At 69.8% G+C, this 14,677-nt stretch carries 16 protein-coding genes, 1 tRNA gene and 2 pseudogenes; 7 read left to right on the top strand and 12 right to left on the bottom strand.

Features of this window, described 5'->3' with window-relative positions:
- Window positions 1–66 precede the first annotated feature (66 nt).
- A pseudogene (locus tag ACYUED_RS40920) lies at window positions 67–507 on the top strand (glycosyltransferase); the annotation flags it as partial.
- Between the two features lie 601 nt (window positions 508–1,108).
- Here the strand turns inward: ACYUED_RS40920 and ACYUED_RS40915 are convergent.
- Window positions 1,109–1,432 carry a CU044_2847 family protein gene (locus ACYUED_RS40915; RefSeq protein ID WP_491289457.1) on the bottom strand — a complete coding sequence of 108 codons (324 nt, stop codon included), beginning with the start codon at window positions 1,430–1,432 and terminating at the stop codon, window positions 1,109–1,111.
- Between the two features lie 140 nt (window positions 1,433–1,572).
- Here ACYUED_RS40915 and ACYUED_RS40910 point away from each other — a divergent pair, with 140 nt between their 5' ends.
- Entirely contained in the window at window positions 1,573–2,277 is a 705-nt protein-coding gene (locus ACYUED_RS40910; protein WP_491289456.1) for a hypothetical protein, read from the top strand.
- Window positions 2,278–2,336: 59 nt separating this feature from the next.
- The gene (locus ACYUED_RS40905) at window positions 2,337–4,424 is read left to right on the top strand and encodes a CHAT domain-containing WD40 repeat protein (RefSeq protein WP_491289455.1); all 2,088 of its coding nucleotides are present in this window, start codon (window positions 2,337–2,339) and stop codon (window positions 4,422–4,424) included.
- A 78-nt stretch (window positions 4,425–4,502) separates the two neighbouring features.
- Here the strand turns inward: ACYUED_RS40905 and ACYUED_RS40900 are convergent.
- Window positions 4,503–4,576, bottom strand: a tRNA-Pro gene (locus ACYUED_RS40900).
- A 99-nt stretch (window positions 4,577–4,675) separates the two neighbouring features.
- Here ACYUED_RS40900 and ACYUED_RS40895 point away from each other — a divergent pair.
- Together ACYUED_RS40895 and cobF are read left to right on the top strand one after the other, a co-directional pair.
- Window positions 4,676–5,218 carry a DUF309 domain-containing protein gene (locus ACYUED_RS40895; protein ID WP_491289454.1) on the top strand — a complete coding sequence of 181 codons (543 nt, stop codon included), beginning with the start codon at window positions 4,676–4,678 and terminating at the stop codon, window positions 5,216–5,218.
- Between the two features lie 104 nt (window positions 5,219–5,322).
- Complete coding sequence (gene cobF / locus ACYUED_RS40890; RefSeq protein WP_491289453.1) at window positions 5,323–6,096, top strand: precorrin-6A synthase (deacetylating); 774 nt, start codon at window positions 5,323–5,325, stop codon at window positions 6,094–6,096.
- Window positions 6,097–6,145: 49 nt separating this feature from the next.
- Here the strand turns inward: cobF and ACYUED_RS40885 are convergent, their stop codons facing one another.
- From ACYUED_RS40885 to ACYUED_RS40860, 6 genes are all read right to left on the bottom strand, one after another.
- Window positions 6,146–6,889, bottom strand: a complete 744-nt coding sequence (locus ACYUED_RS40885) for a cobalt-precorrin-6A reductase (RefSeq protein ID WP_491289452.1) — start codon at window positions 6,887–6,889, stop codon at window positions 6,146–6,148.
- Between the two features lie 121 nt (window positions 6,890–7,010).
- Window positions 7,011–7,133: a type B 50S ribosomal protein L36 gene (gene ykgO, locus ACYUED_RS40880; RefSeq protein ID WP_266801006.1), complete on the bottom strand. Its 123-nt coding sequence runs from the start codon at window positions 7,131–7,133 to the stop codon at window positions 7,011–7,013.
- 12 nt (window positions 7,134–7,145) lie between these two features.
- Window positions 7,146–7,403: a type B 50S ribosomal protein L31 gene (locus ACYUED_RS40875; RefSeq protein WP_491289451.1), complete on the bottom strand. Its 258-nt coding sequence runs from the start codon at window positions 7,401–7,403 to the stop codon at window positions 7,146–7,148.
- A gap of 49 nt (window positions 7,404–7,452) precedes the next feature.
- Window positions 7,453–7,617 (bottom strand): 50S ribosomal protein L33, encoded by a 165-nt coding sequence (gene rpmG, locus ACYUED_RS40870; RefSeq protein WP_491289450.1) that lies wholly within the window; start codon window positions 7,615–7,617, stop codon window positions 7,453–7,455.
- A gap of 140 nt (window positions 7,618–7,757) precedes the next feature.
- Window positions 7,758–8,531, bottom strand: a complete 774-nt coding sequence (locus ACYUED_RS40865; protein ID WP_491289449.1) for a sulfite exporter TauE/SafE family protein — start codon at window positions 8,529–8,531, stop codon at window positions 7,758–7,760.
- Between the two features lie 201 nt (window positions 8,532–8,732).
- A complete protein-coding gene (locus ACYUED_RS40860; protein ID WP_491289448.1) occupies window positions 8,733–9,920 on the bottom strand; it encodes a thiolase family protein in 1,188 nt (395 codons plus the stop codon).
- A 191-nt stretch (window positions 9,921–10,111) separates the two neighbouring features.
- Between ACYUED_RS40860 and ACYUED_RS40855 the strand changes: the two genes are divergently transcribed.
- The gene (locus tag ACYUED_RS40855; protein ID WP_491289447.1) at window positions 10,112–10,921 is read left to right on the top strand and encodes an alpha/beta hydrolase; all 810 of its coding nucleotides are present in this window, start codon (window positions 10,112–10,114) and stop codon (window positions 10,919–10,921) included.
- A 188-nt stretch (window positions 10,922–11,109) separates the two neighbouring features.
- Window positions 11,110–11,442, top strand: a complete 333-nt coding sequence (locus tag ACYUED_RS40850) for a DUF3140 domain-containing protein (RefSeq protein WP_491289446.1) — start codon at window positions 11,110–11,112, stop codon at window positions 11,440–11,442.
- 121 nt (window positions 11,443–11,563) lie between these two features.
- On the opposite strand, the pseudogene ACYUED_RS40845 reads toward ACYUED_RS40850, so the two are convergent.
- From ACYUED_RS40845 to ACYUED_RS40830, 4 genes and pseudogenes are all read right to left on the bottom strand, one after another.
- Window positions 11,564–11,668, bottom strand: a pseudogene (locus ACYUED_RS40845) (NAD(P)-binding domain-containing protein); the annotation flags it as partial.
- 23 nt (window positions 11,669–11,691) lie between these two features.
- Window positions 11,692–12,381, bottom strand: a complete 690-nt coding sequence (locus ACYUED_RS40840) for an SDR family NAD(P)-dependent oxidoreductase (RefSeq protein WP_491289445.1) — start codon at window positions 12,379–12,381, stop codon at window positions 11,692–11,694.
- A complete protein-coding gene (locus ACYUED_RS40835; protein ID WP_491289444.1) occupies window positions 12,378–13,253 on the bottom strand; it encodes a cupin domain-containing protein in 876 nt (291 codons plus the stop codon). The genes ACYUED_RS40840 and ACYUED_RS40835 overlap by 4 nt, the downstream gene beginning before the upstream one ends.
- Entirely contained in the window at window positions 13,250–14,650 is a 1,401-nt protein-coding gene (locus ACYUED_RS40830) for an amidohydrolase family protein (protein ID WP_491289443.1), read from the bottom strand. The genes ACYUED_RS40835 and ACYUED_RS40830 overlap by 4 nt, the downstream gene beginning before the upstream one ends.
- Window positions 14,651–14,677: the final 27 nt, after the last annotated feature.

Raw genomic sequence — 14,677 nt, 5'->3', positions numbered from 1 at the left:
GCTGATAACGCCACCACTCCCTCATGGTTACGCACACTCAACAACCTTCCGCTGCCAGCAGTTGGCAACCCCTTGCCGTTCTTCCCTGACGAGCCTTCGCCGCGCCGCGCGAAGACGGTGGTGAGCATCGGCCGGCTGCACGAGGAGAAGGGCGTCGACCTGCTCCTGGAAGCCTGGGCCCTTCTCGCACCGGACCACCCCGACTGGACCCTGTCCGTCTTCGGAGCGGGCGAGGAGGAACACGCCCTGCGGCGCCGGTGCGCCGCCCTGGGCATCGAGGAGTCCGTCGAGTGGCGGGGCCGAACCACCGACGTGCCGGGAGCGCCGCGCGAGAGCTCCGTCTTCGCCCTGAGCTCGCGCGGCGAGGGCTTCCCGCTCGCCCTCATGGAGGCGTTGGCCGCCGGCGTGCCCTGTGTCGCCTTCGATGTGGCCTCCGGAGTACGCGAGATCGTCACGGACGAGGTCGACGGCCTACTCGTCCCTCCAGACCGGATCGTCGCCTTCGCGCCGCAGCGCAACGGTGACCCGTCGTGCGGCACTCTCCGCGCACCTCAGCGTGCTGCCGCCCCGCGCACGCTTCCCGCAGATCAAGGGCCGGTTTCGGATGCCTCCGAAACCGGCCCTGACCTGCGACTGTCTCCAGTCGGGACGACAGGATTTGAACCTGCGACCCCTTGACCCCCAGAATCTGACGCCCAGATCAGGGCGTCCATACAGCCCAGGCAGTCCCACAAACGTCCAGGTCAGATGCGGTCTTCGTGATCGCTCACGCCGGAGTCTGTGAGAAATGCGTGAGATACCTTGGCGTTTGGGTCACTTTCGTCTTGGCCTCCCGGACCCTGCCACTGCGACAGGGGGCCAAGACCCCGCAGTCCTTGGCGACCTGCTCAAGCTCCGTCGTCCACGGCTTGCCCATCAGCAGTTCGTTGACGAGGGCATGCCGGAGGACGCAGTTCGTGGCACCGGTGACGGTGACGGCCGTGCAGGCGGGAGGGAAAGCCCGTGTACAGCACGGCCTGTGCGGGAGGTTCACAGGACTTCCCCCCCTTCCTGCCTCGTACCGATCGCTTGCAGGTAAGGGAATTGACGGCCGTTCAGGGGGCGAAAGTCACGACTTGTTCCAGGTCAGGCTGACGGTCAACTGAGCGGAGGCGCCGACCGCCGTGACAATCGCTCCCGCTTGGGCGTTCAACTCGACGCCGAACTGCACGACGAGGGCGTCCGGCCGCTGCGGGAATGCCTCCACTTGCGCAGCCACGCCATGAGTGACCGCCCGCACGGCCTGCATGACGGACTCGAACGTGCCCTCGGCCTTCTGAATCACGGCGGACGCCGACGCACCCCGGGTGAGCACGGAGCTCTCCGTCTGCCCGTCGGAGACCCGGACGAGCACAGCGCTGCCGTCCTGTAGCGGGAACTCTACAATCGCCATAAACTACTGAATAACATGAAATCTTAGATGATGCGAGATAGTTGACGGTTCTTCCATTCTTGGAACGTGTGCCGAAAGGCGAGGGCAGGGTCGGTGGGCTTCGGCCGCAAAGTACGACTCCCACACGAAGGAGCTGAGTGATGCCTCTCGTCGTCGAGATCATTCTCATTGTCATCGGAATTCTGCTCCTGGCGGCTGCCCTGATCGGCAGCGGCATCTCGCGACGCCTGATGACGATCCCGAAGATGAAGCGGGCGCCGCGCATAGGGATCGCGCTTCTGGGCGTACTGCTGTTGGTCGGCGGGATGTGGGGGGTGACGACCAAGAAGGAACAACATCACGGCCCGACCCTGGCCGCGCTCCGGGAACACCTTCCGGACGGCGTCAAGGCGCTGAACTGCGCCGAGACTGCCGAGTCCCCCAAGAAGGCGGTGGAGCTGGACTGCAGCCCAACAAAACCAGTAGAAGGAGTCCCGGCGGAGGGCATCTGGTATTACATGTTCGACGACGTGAACTCCATGCAGAAATGGTTTAGCGATCAGACCAGTTCCTTGACGCCGGGAAACGACTGCAGCACGCTGACCGCCTTCAAGGCGGGGACAAGTCATCAGTATTACATTGACGACCCATCCGTCACCATCGGCGACCAGGCCTGCTACATGGACGGGAACACCCTCTGGGACATGTACACAGACCGGCGTTTCAACATCGTCGTCTTGGCCGAGATCTCGGACGCACAGAATTTCTCCGCATTCAAGCAGTGGATCAACGGCGACGCCTCGCAACCGAAAGGCGCGGGTGACGCCAGCCCCGCAACTCCCTCGCACACCATAAACGGGAGTTGACCCGGTCGGCCCGGGGAGAGAAGGGCACCATGGCGGCCGAATTTGATTTCGTCCTCGAAATGAGCGAAGCGCCTGACGGCTACCGCATCGACGTGACGTCGCCGTCCGGTGAGGACACCCTGGTCGCCGCCATCGACGCGCATGAACTGCTGGACCGGCTGCCCTCGCTAGAAGCAGCCGTCCTGGGGTCCGCCGCCCGCTCGCGGAGCATAGGGACCGGGATGGAGCTGCCCGCCATGGAGGTCGGCGGCACGCTGTTCGAATCCGTCTTCCAGAGCGGGATCAAGGCGCTGTACCTGTCCAGCAGACAGAAGGCGCAGGAACGCGGTCGGCGGCTGCGCATGATCCTCCGGGTCCGTTCCCCGGAGCTCGCGGCGCTGCCCTGGGAGCTTCTGTACGACGAGAAGCTGGGGGGCTATCTGTGCCTGCATCACCCGGTCATCCGCCACGTGGAGATGCTGGAGCCGGTCGCGCCCCTGCGGGTGGAGCCGCCGTTGCGCATCCTCGGGATGGTGTCCCTGCCCGGTTCGTTCACGCCCCTGGACGCCGAGGTCGAACGGGAAGGGCTGACCACCGCGCTCAAGCCGCTCATCGACGAGGGAAGGGTGTGTCTCGACTGGGTGGCCGGCGGGACCAAGCAGGATCTCTTCAACGCCCTGTTCGCCGGCTGTCACATCTTCCACTTCATCGGCCATGGAAAGTTCGACGATCAACGACGCCAGGGGATGCTCGTCTTCTCCGACGAGCAGGGCAGGGAGTCGCCGCTGCACGCGGAGGCGCTCGGCTCGCTCATCTCCGTCGCCGACCCCTCCCCGCGCCTCGTCGTGCTCAACAGTTGTGAGACGGGAACCTCCCATGCGCGTGATCTGTTCTCCAGCACGGCGGCCAAGCTGGAGTACACGGTGCCGGCCGTGGTCGCCATGCAGTTCGCGGTGACCGACAAGGCCGCTGTGCTCTTCTCCCGGTCCTTCTACCAGGCCCTCGCGGCCAACCGGCCGGTCGACGAGGCGGTCCGCACGGGCCGTATCGCACTGCGGGCCGACAAGGACGACAGCCTCGAGTGCTTCACACCCGTCCTCTACCAGCGGAGTGGGGACGCCCGCCTCTTCGACTTCACGTCCCTGCGGAAACCCACATCCCCGCTGACCGTGGTCGAGCAGATCAACGGGGCGGAGCAGGGGGCACGGACCGACCGGCCCACCGAGCCCTCGCACGCCTCCCCTCCTCCCGAGAGCGTCTCCCCTCCCCTCAAGGCTCCCTCCCCGGATCTCGCACCGACGCCGGAGATCGACACCGGGCACTGGGTGGTCAGCATGGCCATCCATCCTTCCGGGCGGCTGCTCGCCACCGGCTCCCGCAAACTCGTCCGGGTCTGGGACGTGATCACCGGCCAGCCGACCTGGCAGCGCCGACTCGGCGGGTGGAGCACGATGGTCAACGCCCTCGCCTTCAGCCCCGGCGGTGACAGCCTGGCGATCGGCAGCACGGACAATCTCGCCCGCGTCTGGAAGATGACGACCGAGGCCAGCCCCCTGAAGTTCACTCACCGCCATTTCGTCAACACGGTGGCCTACGACAGGAGCGGGCGGCTCCTGGCGACCGGGAGCGCCGACGCCACAGCCTGCGTGTGGGATCTCGGCACGGGCAGCCGTGTCCTGTCCCTGCGCCATGCCCGGGCCGTCAAGGCCCTGGCGTTCAGCCCGGACGGGCGCCTCCTGCTCACGGGATCCGAGGACAGGAACGCCTACATCTGGGACACGGAGACGGGTCGGCAGGAGGCACAGATCGAGCACGGGGATTTCGTCCTCGGTGTCGCCTTCTCGCCGGACGGGCGGACGGTCGCCACCTGCAGCCAGGACCACACCGCTCAGATCAGCGAAACGCAGACCTGGACCCCGCTCTTCCGCGTGGAGCACCAGTGCGGTCTAAGGGCCGTGGCCTTCAGTCCCGACAGCCGCAGGATCGCCACCGGGAGCGAGGACGGAGCCGTCCGCGTGTGGCGGGCCGACTCGGGGCAATCACTGCTCGCCCTCAAGTACAGCCGCTCGGTGAACGCCGTGGCGTTCTCGCCGGACGGCCGGTTCCTCGTCAGCGCGGGTGAGGACAAGGTCGTCCACAGCGTCCGGGTGCCCGAAGCCGATCGATGAGCGGCCGGTAACGCGGCGAGGCTCCGCTCCCGCAGTGGGAACAGAGCCTCGAAAAGGACCGACGGATCGACTTCACCGTCGGGACGACAGGATTTGAACCTGCGACCCCTTGACCCCCAGTCAAGTGCGCTACCAAGCTGCGCCACGTCCCGGTGCGCTTCCGCGGTGAACCGCGTGATCGCGCGGACTGCACTTTACCCCACGTGCGGGGTGGCGCCGAAGAGGGCCCGGGGCGCGGGACAATCGGGCCTATGGGCAGCACGGGACGCAGGAGCAGCGCGCCGTCGGGCCGGGTGGCCGGGGCGCGGGACCGGGACGACGAGGGGCGGGCGCGCAATGCACGGCCGCGGGACGGGCTCGGGCGGCCCCTGCCGTACGGCGCCGAGGGGGTGGCGCGGCAGCCCGAGGGTGTCGTACGTACGCCGGAGCAGAGCGTCGCCGAGGCGCAGGAGTTGCTCGACGCGGGGCAGCCCTTCCATGCGCACGAGGTGTTCGAGGATGCCTGGAAGTCCGGGCCCGAGGAGGAGCGGGGGCTGTGGCGGGGCCTGGCGCAGGTCTCCGTGGGGCTCACTCATGCCGCCCGGGGCAATGTGACCGGCGGCGCCCGGCTGCTGCGGCGGGGCGCCGGGGCCGTGACGGAGTGGGCTGCGGAGTCGGGGCGGCAGCGGCCGTACGGGATGGATCTGGTGGGGCTGGCCGGCTGGGCGCGTGAGCTGGCGGACGACGTGGAGGGCGGCGGCCGGGCCGTCGATGCCGGGGCGCGGGCGCCGCGGCTGCGCGGGCAGGTGCCGTGACAACACCTACGCCGCAAGGCCCGCGTCCGTGCCGCGTCCGCGCCGTATTCGCTCGGTGCCGACGCGGTGTACGGACTGTCAGTGGCGTGCGGCAGACTCGGGGTGTGCGAAAGATTCATGTCATCGGTATCGGCGCGGGCGACCCCGACCAGCTCACCCTGCAGGCGGTCAGGGCGCTGCGGAGTACGGACGTGTTCTTCATCCTCGAGAAGGGTGAGGTGAAGGACGACCTCACCCGGCTCCGCCGGGACATGCTCGACGCGCACCTCCCGGACGGAGCCTCGTACCGGGTGGTCGAGGCGCGGGATCCGGAGCGGGACCGCAGCGCGGGGGGTGCGGCCTACTCCCCCGCCGTCGGGGACTGGCGCAGTGCCCGTGCCGACATCTACGAGCGGCTGATCGCCGAGGAGCTGGGCGAGGACGAGAGCGGCGCGTTCCTGGTGTGGGGGGATCCGGCGTTGTACGACAGCACGCTCGGGATCCTGCAGGAGATCCTGGGGCGGGGCGGCGTGACGTTCGAGTACGACGTCGTGCCCGGGATCAGCAGCGTCTCCGCACTCGTCGCCCGGCATCGTACGGGGCTCAACCGGGTTGCCCGGCCCGTCCAGATCACCACCGGGCGCCGGCTCGCCGAGGGTTTCCCGGAGGGGGTGGACGACGTGGTGGTGATGCTGGACGCCCAGCGGACGTTCCGGCAGTACGCCGACCAGGACATCGACATCTACTGGGGCGCGTACATAGGCACTCCGGACGAGATCCTCGTCTCCGGGCCGATCGGCGAGGCTGCGCCGCGGATCGAGCGGTTGCGGGCCGAGGCCCGGGAGCGCAAGGGCTGGATCATGGACACCTATCTGCTGCGCCGTAACCCCGGGGAGTGAGCACAAGCGGCGCCCGGCCCGTATCCGACGTCCGTCTTCCCTTGTCCCTCTACGAGTTGAAGCCCAGCCGTGCCAGGACACCCGCCACGTCCGGCACCGCGCTCACGCCCCTCGGCAGCGGCGGTCGACGTACGACCACGACAGGCAGCCCGAGTTGGCGTGCGGCCGTGAGCTTGGCGGCCGTCGCCTCCCCCCCGCTGTCCTTCGTGACCAGGACGTCGATCAGGTACTCGCGCAGCAGTGTCGTCTCGTCGGCGACCGTGAACGGCCCGCGCGTGAGCAGCACTTCGGTGTGCGGCGGCACAGGTGGCTCGGGGGGCTCCACCGACCGTACGACGAAGTGCGTGTCCGCGAGGTGTGCGAAGGCCGACAGGCCGAGGCGGCCGGTGGTCAGCAATGCCCGGGAGCCGAACCGCGGCAGCGCGTCGGCCGCGGCGCTCAAGGACGTGACCAGGTGCCAGCGGTCCTCGGGGCCCGGCCGCCAGCCGGGGCGGCGCAGCACCACCGCTGACACTCCACTGGCCTCCGCGGCCCGCGCCGCGTTGGCGGTGATCGTCTCGGCGAAGGGGTGCGTCGCGTCGACGAGGGCGTCCACGTGCTGTTCACGCAGCCAGTCGGCCAGCCCTGCCGCCCCGCCGAAGCCCCCGACACGCACGTCTCCCGCCAGGGCGCCCGGCCGTGTCACGCGCCCCGCGAGGGAGGTGGTCACCCGCACGCCGGGGCGTGCCGCGAGCACGGCGGCCAGTTCGCGGGCCTCGGCGGTGCCACCGAGGATCAGCACGTGGAGGGGCATGGGGCGAGCGTACGAGGTCGGGTGCGGGTGCGGACGTGGAGGGCCCGCCCCGAGGGGAGCACATGACGGGACGGCCGCCCGGCGGGGACGCCGGGCGGCCGTCCTGATGTGTGGATCTTCGTCAGCCCTGGCGGGCCTTGAAGCGGGGGTCCTTCTTGTTGATGACGAAGACCACGCCGCGTCGGCGGACCACCTGGGCCCCGGGCCTGGACTTCAGTGAGCGCAGGGACTTGCGCACCTTCATGGTTCTGCTCTCCTAGTCGCGTGGGGCGGCACGGCCGTAGCGACGCTCGAAGCGCTCCACTCGGCCCGCGGTGTCCATGACCCGCGTGTTGCCTGTGTGGAAGGGATGGGACGCCGAGGAGATCTCGACGTCGATCAGGGGGTACGAGTGACCGTCCTCCCACTCGATCGTCTTCGACGAGTCGGCGGTGGAACGGATCAGGAACGCGACGTCCGCGGCGCGGTCGCGGAAGACCACGAGCCGGGAGTCGGGATGGATGCGGGGCTTCATGGGGTTTCCTTCCTCGGAGCCCTGCGCCGGAATGGCGGCGCAGGTTCGGTCAGCGCTCCTCGCGGAACGGGACGTGCTCGCCCGCCACCGGGTCGTACTTGCGCAGGACCAGCCGGTCGGGGTGGTTCCGGCGGTTCTTGCGGGTCACGTAGGTGACACCGGTTCCGGCCGTCGACTTCAGCGTGACGACGGGGCGCGCGGTGCTGCGTGCCATGAGGTCCTCCCTTCGCCCACACCACGGATCTTTGATCCGAGCATGTCAATCACATCCCGTCCAACAACGCATGCCTCCATCGCATTCCCGCCCGCCGGCGGAGCACTGGTCGACGCATCAGGGCAGTGTGCGGAGGGCGGCTAGCGCAGCAGCAGCTGCAGGCCGCCCACGATCGTCGCCGCGATCACGAGTTGTTCGAAGAGACGCTGGTTGATTCGGTTCACAGCCCATTTGCCGAAGAACGCACCAGGTACGACGAACACCGCGAGTGCGGCGTCAAGGAGCAGCGAGTGGCCGTCGATCAGGCCGAGGCCGGCGCTGAAGGGCACCTTCGACACGTTCACGATGAGGAAGAAGAACGCGGACGTCCCCAGGAAGCCGAGCTTCCGGAAACCTGCCGACAACAGGTACATCGACATCACCGGGCCGCCCGCGTTGGCGACCATCGTGGTGAAGCCGCCGAGGACGCCGTACGAGCGTGCCTTGACCCGGCCGGACTTCGTCGCCACCGAGTCCGGCTCCTCGTCGGGCTCCGCCGTACGCCGCCGCCACACCGTCACGCCCGCCATCAGGAGCAGGATCGCGCCGATCGACGTCCGTACGACTCGGTCGTCGGCCCACACCAGGAACACCGTGCCCACGACCACGCCCGCCGCGACCGCCGGGAACAGCCGCCACAGTGTGGGCCAGTGGGCGTGCCGCCGATAGGTCACGACCGCGAGGACGTCGCCGACGATCAGGATGGGCAGGAGTACGCCGGTGGAGGCGCGAGCGGGCAGGACCGCCGCGAAGACGGCGAGGCTCACCGTGTTGGCCCCGCTCACCGCGGTCTTCGAGAAGCCGACGAGGAGGGCCGCGAAGGCGAGGGCGGCGAACTCCGAGCCGGATATGTGCCAGAGCGTCATCGTGTCCATGCGGAGACCGATGCTATGTGCAGCCAACGGGGCGTGTAAGTACCGTCTCGCTGAGTGGCACGCGGAGGTGGCGCGCTGGGGGCAGCCGCCCCCAGGCCCCCGCTTCGGCCTGGACGGCCTCGTCCTCAAACGCCGGACGGGCTGAATTGCCCTGCCGGCGTCGAGCCGTGCCCTTTTGAGGCCCCTCACGAGCCATGCGTTCTAGCGCCTCTCCACCAGCACCGCACTCCCCTGCCCCACCCCCACGCACATCGTCGCCAGCCCTCGCTCCGCGCCCGTGCGGCGCATGCGGTGCAGCAGTGTCGTGAGGATCCGGGCTCCCGAGCAGCCGAGCGGATGTCCCAGGGCGATCGCGCCGCCGCTCGGGTTGACCAGGTCCGGGTCGATGCCGAGCTGGTCCACGCAGGCCAGGGCCTGGGCGGCGAACGCCTCGTTGAACTCGGCCTCCTGGATGTCGCCGATGCTCCAGCCGGTGCGGGCCATGGCCTTGCGGGTGGCGGGGACGGGGCCGATGCCCATCACGTCGGGGTGGACTCCGGCCGAGGCACCGGCGACATAGCGCCCCAGTGACTCCAGACCCAGGTCGTCGAGGGCCTCCTCGCCGACCAGAAGGAGGCCCGCGGCGCCGTCGTTCATCGGCGAGGCGTTGCCCGCCGTCACCGTGCCCCCGTCGCGGAAGACGGGCTTCAGACGCGAGAGCTTCTCGTACGACGTGTCCTCGCGAATGCACTCGTCGGCGCCGACGAGCACACCGTCCGGGCGCTCCACGGGCAGGAGTTCGTCGTCGAAGTGGCCGTTCTTGCGGGCGTCCGCGGCGCGTTGGTGGCTGCGCAGGGCGAACGCGTCCTGGCGTTCGCGGCTGACGCCGTGGCGCCCGGCGACCTCCTCCGCGGTCTCGCCCATGGACAACAGGCCGTGCAGGTCCTTCATCGCCGGGTTGACCAGGCGCCAGCCGAGGCGGGTGTCGACGGTCTCGATGCGGTGCGGGAGGGCCTCGTCGGGGCGGGGCAGGACGAAGGGAGCGCGGCTCATGGACTCCGAGCCGCCCGCGAGGACGATGTCGGCCTCTCCGGCGGCGATGGTGCGGGCGGCCGACGTCACCGCCTCCAGGCCCGAGGCGCACAGGCGGTTGACCGTGGCCCCGGGGACGGACTCGGGAAGGCCCGCGAGCAGCGCGGCCATGCGGGCGACGTTGCGGTTGTCCTCGCCGGCCTGGTTGGCGGCACCCCAGTAGACGTCGTCGATACGGGCCGGATCGAGGGCGGGGACGTCCGCGACGAGGGCGCGGATCACGTGTGCGGCGAGGTCGTCGGGGCGCACGGAGGACAGGGCGCCGCGCAGCTTGCCGATGGGGGTGCGGCGCGCGGCCGCGAAGTGGACGGGACGCACGACAGGACTCCTGACCGACGACGCTCTACGAGGCCGCACGCGGCTCTACGGGTGTCGACCTGCAGGACCGGCCGATCGGTGGCTGCCCGGCCCGCAGGACCTTAATTAGCGCTGCTAGTTTTGGACTATAGACCTCCGCCCCACCCCCTGGGAAGATCGCCGGACCTTCCACCGACGCAGTTGGAGGACACATGGCCGACGCCCACGAGCACGTCCTGCCCGGCGCCCACGGCTCGATCACCGTCCGCGAGTGGCCTCACGAGCGGCCGCGGTACATCGCTCTGGTCGCCCACGGCTACGGCGAGCACATCGGCCGGTACGAGGAACTGGCCGACGTCCTGACCGGCCACGGCGCGGCCGTTTTCGGGCCCGACCACGCGGGCCACGGCAGGTCGGCGGGCGAGCGGGTGCTGATCGAGGACTTCGAGGACGTGGTCGGCGATGTGCACTCCGTGGCGGGACTGGCCCGGTCCGCGCACCCGGGCGTGCCGGTCGTGCTGATCGGCCACTCCATGGGCGGACTGATCGCGGCCCGCTACGCCCAGCGCCACGGCGCAGGGCTCGCAGCCCTCGTACTGTCGGGGCCGGTGATCGGCGCCTGGGAGCTTCCGGGACGGCTGCTCGCGCTCGACGAGATCCCCGACACGCCCATCAGCCCGGCCTCGCTCTCCCGGGACCCGGCGGTCGGGGCGGCGTATGCCGTGGATCCGCTGGTCTGGCACGGCCCGATGAAGCGGCCGACCGTGGAGGCGTTCGCGCGGACTCTGGAGACCGTCGCCGAGGGTGGCGACGTCGGCCGGCTTGCGCTGCTGTGGCTGCACGGCGACGACGACCGGCTCGTTCCTCTGGCCGGCAGCCGTACCGGCGTCGAACAGCTCAGCGGCGGCAACCTCACCGAGCGGATCTACCCCGGTGCCCGGCACGAGGTCTTCAACGAGACGAACAGGGCGGAGGTCTTCGCGGACCTGACCCGGTTCCTGGACGGCGTGCCCACGAGCTGAACGGTGCATCCACGGACTGAGACCGGGTGGGACCACGTCGGCGGCCCGGGCGTCGCGTTTGCGCTGGTCCGCCCTGGGCACCCGCGCGGTAGCTGCGGGCACCAGCCAGTCCGCCCGTACGGGCCCGCGCGACAGCTGGCCGGCGAAGCGCAAAAGCACATACGTACACGTACGGAAAGGGGGACACGATGACCGACGCCCTCGAACTCGACGCGCTGTGGGAGGACTTCCACCGCGTGGTGAACATGACCTCACAGGAGCTGGCGGCCTGGCTGCGGGTCAGTGACGCCGGCGAGGTGACGGAGCCCCTGCCCGACCAGGCGGGCAGCCCCGTCGGGCAGCACGTCCTCGCGATCCTGCAGAAACGGCGCACGGACCTCACCGACGACGACCTCCGAGTGATGTACGAGGTCGTGGACACCGTCGAGGAGCAGGCGGACCTGGAGAACGAGCCCATGGCCGAGGACTCCGACCGCCGTCACCGGCTGATGACGATCGGCCACGATCCACTGAAACCATGACCGGAACCGTGACCGGACCAATGACCGGCCGGAAGAGCTCTGGGCATCGGGCCACCGGGGGCGTTGTCAGGCCCGGGAGCGCAGGAAGTCGGCCAGGGCACTCAAGTCCCGCTCGCGTACGGTTGTACGCCGTCACCGCGCACCCTGTCGCGCGCAGCCGCACCGACATGGCCGCACCCATCCGGCCCATGCCGATCACCGCGACCCGCGGTTCAGGGTCGCTCATCGCCACGCGCGGTTCCGTGTCGCTCACCCCAGCAGCCACCCCCCGTCCACACTCAACTCCACCGCGTTGACGGAGCTGTTGCGCAGCAGGAAGTCCACGGCGTCCACCACGTCCGCCATGGTGGCGAGCCGACCGGTCGGGGTCCTGGCGCGCAGACCGGCCAGCACCTGCTCCGGCTTGCCTCGCCAGTAGGGGCTGTCGCCCACGACACCGGGATGCACGGCGTTGACCCGGACCGGCGCGAGTTCGACCGCGAGGGTGTTCACCAGGCCCCGTACGCCCGCGTTGACCGTCGCGACCGTCGTCGCGCCCGGGTAGGGGCGCTCCTTGGCCTGGCCGCCGAAGATCACGATCGCGCTGTCGTCGGTCATCCGCTGCCGCAGCACGTGCACGACTTCGGTGTAGCCGACGAGCTTGAGGGTGACCAGTTCGAGGGCGGCGGCGATGTCGTAGTCGGTCGCCCGGTTCTCGTCACGGGAGACGCCCGCGAGGACCAGGTGGTCGACGTGTCCGACGTCCGCCAACGCCCCTGCGATCTCGCGTGGTTGGGACAGGTCGAGGGCGAGGCCGCGGGCGCCGAGTTCCTTGGCGACGGCGTCGGCCCGCCCGGGGTCGCGGCCGGTGAGGACGACCTCGTCGCCCTGTTCGGCGCGGACGAGGGCGAACTCTCGGCCGATGCCGGACGTGCCGCCGACGACCAGGACGCTGCTCATGACTCCAGGGCCTCCCTCAGGTACTCCCAGTCGCGCGTGAACCGGTACGAGTGACGCGGCGGCGGCTGCGGCGCCTGCGTCTCCAGCCAACGCAGCGGTCCCTGACCGGCGTTGGCGAAGCCGTGCACACAACCGGCGCCCGCCCAGGCGCAGTCGCCGGGTCCGAGGCGGTACCGTTCGCCGTCGAACACGGCGACCGCGTCGCCGTCGAGGAACAGGTACGTCTCCTCGAAGGGGTGGTCGTGCGTGCCGGCGACGCCGTCGGGGGCGTACTGCACCATGAACATCGTGGAGGCGACCGCGCCGAGGTCGCTGTCGACCATCATCTTGACCGTGATGCCGCTGTAGACGAGCAGTGCGGTGCGCATGCTCGCCGAGACGGCCAGGAGATCCTGGGACTGTTTGCCCGGGTCCATCTGGGCGGGCTCGAAGTGGCCGAAGGAGCGGGTGCGCGGGTCGCGGACGTCGATGTGCGCGGGAGGCCTCGCCGGCAGGTCGGGCACGGGCTGCGTGTCGTGTCCGTAGCGTGCCCGTGGCACCGGCGCGAGCATGTCCGCCCAGCGTGCGGCCGTGTCGCCGGCGCCGCGCCAGGCGTGCGGTACACCGGCCGGGAGGATGCCGTAGTCGCCCTCTTCGAGGAGGTACGAGCCGTCGGGCACGTCGAGGACGGCCGTCCCGTCGAGGATGTGGAAGCTCTCCTCGTACGAGTGCACATGCGCCGACACTCCACCGTCCGGCCGTAGTTCGCAGAGGCCGAAGCCGGAGTGCACGCTGCCGTCGTCCTCGCCGACCAGCGTGCGGCGCCGGTAGCCGTGTGCGTCGTACGGCGGCTCGGCCACGTCGGCGGCCCGCCGCACCAGATGCCGGGTCATACGGTCGGCTTCCCCTCCTTCGCCTTCGCTTCTTCCTTCGCCGCCTCTTCCTGCGCCTTCGCCTCCTTCGCCGCCAGGAGTCGGTCGCGGGACTCCTCGACGAGCCGTCGGGCCCGCTCGACGTCGGCCGTCAGCCTGCCGTCGCGCTTGCGGACCACGCCGTCGACGATGACCGTCTCGACGTTCGAGACGTCCGCGCACAGCGTGACCGCGGAGGCCGCGTCGTGCACCGGCGCCATGTTCAGCGCCGTGGCGTCGAGGGCGACGACGTCGGCGCGCTTGCCGGGGGTCAGGGAACCGGTGCGGTGCTCCAGTCCCGCGACATGCGCGCCGTTGCTCGTGGCGATCTCCAACATCTGACGTGCCGTCAACATCGTGCTGGGAACCGGCATGTTGGCCTGCCAGCAGTCCGCGTTGACCCGGGCCCGCTCGGCCCCGAAGGCCGCGCGGATCTGGGTGAACATGTCGCCGGGCACGGTGGTGAGGACGTCGATGCTGAGCGAGGGCCGCAGTCCGTGCTCGATCGCGCTCATCACGGGCGGCCAGCCGTGCCCCATCTGCGTCTCCACCTGTGGCGCGATCGACACCGTGCCGCCGGTGTCGGCGACCATCCGCCACTCCTCCTCGCTGAGGTAGCAGCAGTGGACGTAGGTGGTGTCCGGGCCGAGGATCCCCAGGTGGTGCAGTTGCCTGACCATGCCGAAGCGGCCGGCGAGCCGCCCCATCGCCACGTGCACGGTGATCGGGATGTCCAGCTCGCGCGCGAGGGCCCACTCGGAGGTGACGACGTCGTTGACGCAGAAGCCGGGGCCGCGGGTGGCGAGCCCCATGGTCAGCAGGCCGTCGTCGGAGGCGAAGTGCCTGGCGCGGATACGGCGGACATCGTCGCCGGGAATCGCGATCTTGCTCTCGAACCAGTAGTCGGCGAGGGAGGTGTTGGCGCTGCCGTAGGCGTACTGGGCGCGGATGCCGGTCTCGCCGAGCGCCTGGATCGCGGCGTCCGGGTGTTCGGGGGTGTTGTTGATGTGGGACCAGTCGACGAGTGTCGTGATTCCGGCGTTCAGACACTCCAGAGCGCCGGCGAGGTTGCCCGCGTACACGTCCTCGGGGGTGTACAGCGGGGCGAAGGTGTCGAGGATGTCGACGAAGTAGTCGTCCAGGGTGGCGTCCGGGGCGACGCCCCTGATGGGGGCCTCCCAGGTGTGGCGGTGGGTGTCGACGAAGCCGGGGATCACGATGCGCCCGGTCATGTCGAGGACCTCGGCGTCCGCACTGATCTCCGGCTGCACGGCCGCGATCCTGCCATCCTCGATGAGGACGTCTCCCTTCGGCAGTTCCCCGACGGAGGGGTCCATCGAGATCACGTGCCCCGCGCGCAGCAGTATCCGATCGGTCATCGCGCTTCCTCCTCAGGGGTGTCAGGG

It is taken from the genome of Streptomyces sp. DF42, assembly GCF_058267695.1.
The sequence above is the reverse complement of the archived record's forward strand: the minus strand, read 5'-3'. Positions and strand labels throughout refer to the sequence as shown.

Coding starts and splice junctions, on each gene's coding strand:
- ACYUED_RS40910 (WP_491289456.1), top strand. CDS start 1,573: ATGCCTCTCGTCGTCGAGATCATTCTCATTGTCATCGGAATTCTGCTC.
- ACYUED_RS40895 (WP_491289454.1), top strand. CDS start 4,676: ATGGGCAGCACGGGACGCAGGAGCAGCGCGCCGTCGGGCCGGGTGGCC.
- ACYUED_RS40915 (WP_491289457.1), bottom strand. CDS start 1,432: ATGGCGATTGTAGAGTTCCCGCTACAGGACGGCAGCGCTGTGCTCGTC.
- ACYUED_RS40830 (WP_491289443.1), bottom strand. CDS start 14,650: ATGACCGATCGGATACTGCTGCGCGCGGGGCACGTGATCTCGATGGAC.
- ACYUED_RS40875 (WP_491289451.1), bottom strand. CDS start 7,403: ATGAAGCCCCGCATCCATCCCGACTCCCGGCTCGTGGTCTTCCGCGAC.
- ACYUED_RS40850 (WP_491289446.1), top strand. CDS start 11,110: ATGACCGACGCCCTCGAACTCGACGCGCTGTGGGAGGACTTCCACCGC.
- ACYUED_RS40865 (WP_491289449.1), bottom strand. CDS start 8,531: ATGGACACGATGACGCTCTGGCACATATCCGGCTCGGAGTTCGCCGCC.
- ACYUED_RS40840 (WP_491289445.1), bottom strand. CDS start 12,381: ATGAGCAGCGTCCTGGTCGTCGGCGGCACGTCCGGCATCGGCCGAGAG.
- rpmG (WP_491289450.1), bottom strand. CDS start 7,617: ATGGCACGCAGCACCGCGCGCCCCGTCGTCACGCTGAAGTCGACGGCC.
- ACYUED_RS40835 (WP_491289444.1), bottom strand. CDS start 13,253: ATGACCCGGCATCTGGTGCGGCGGGCCGCCGACGTGGCCGAGCCGCCG.
- ACYUED_RS40855 (WP_491289447.1), top strand. CDS start 10,112: ATGGCCGACGCCCACGAGCACGTCCTGCCCGGCGCCCACGGCTCGATC.
- ACYUED_RS40885 (WP_491289452.1), bottom strand. CDS start 6,889: ATGCCCCTCCACGTGCTGATCCTCGGTGGCACCGCCGAGGCCCGCGAA.
- ACYUED_RS40905 (WP_491289455.1), top strand. CDS start 2,337: ATGAGCGAAGCGCCTGACGGCTACCGCATCGACGTGACGTCGCCGTCC.
- ykgO (WP_266801006.1), bottom strand. CDS start 7,133: ATGAAGGTGCGCAAGTCCCTGCGCTCACTGAAGTCCAGGCCCGGGGCC.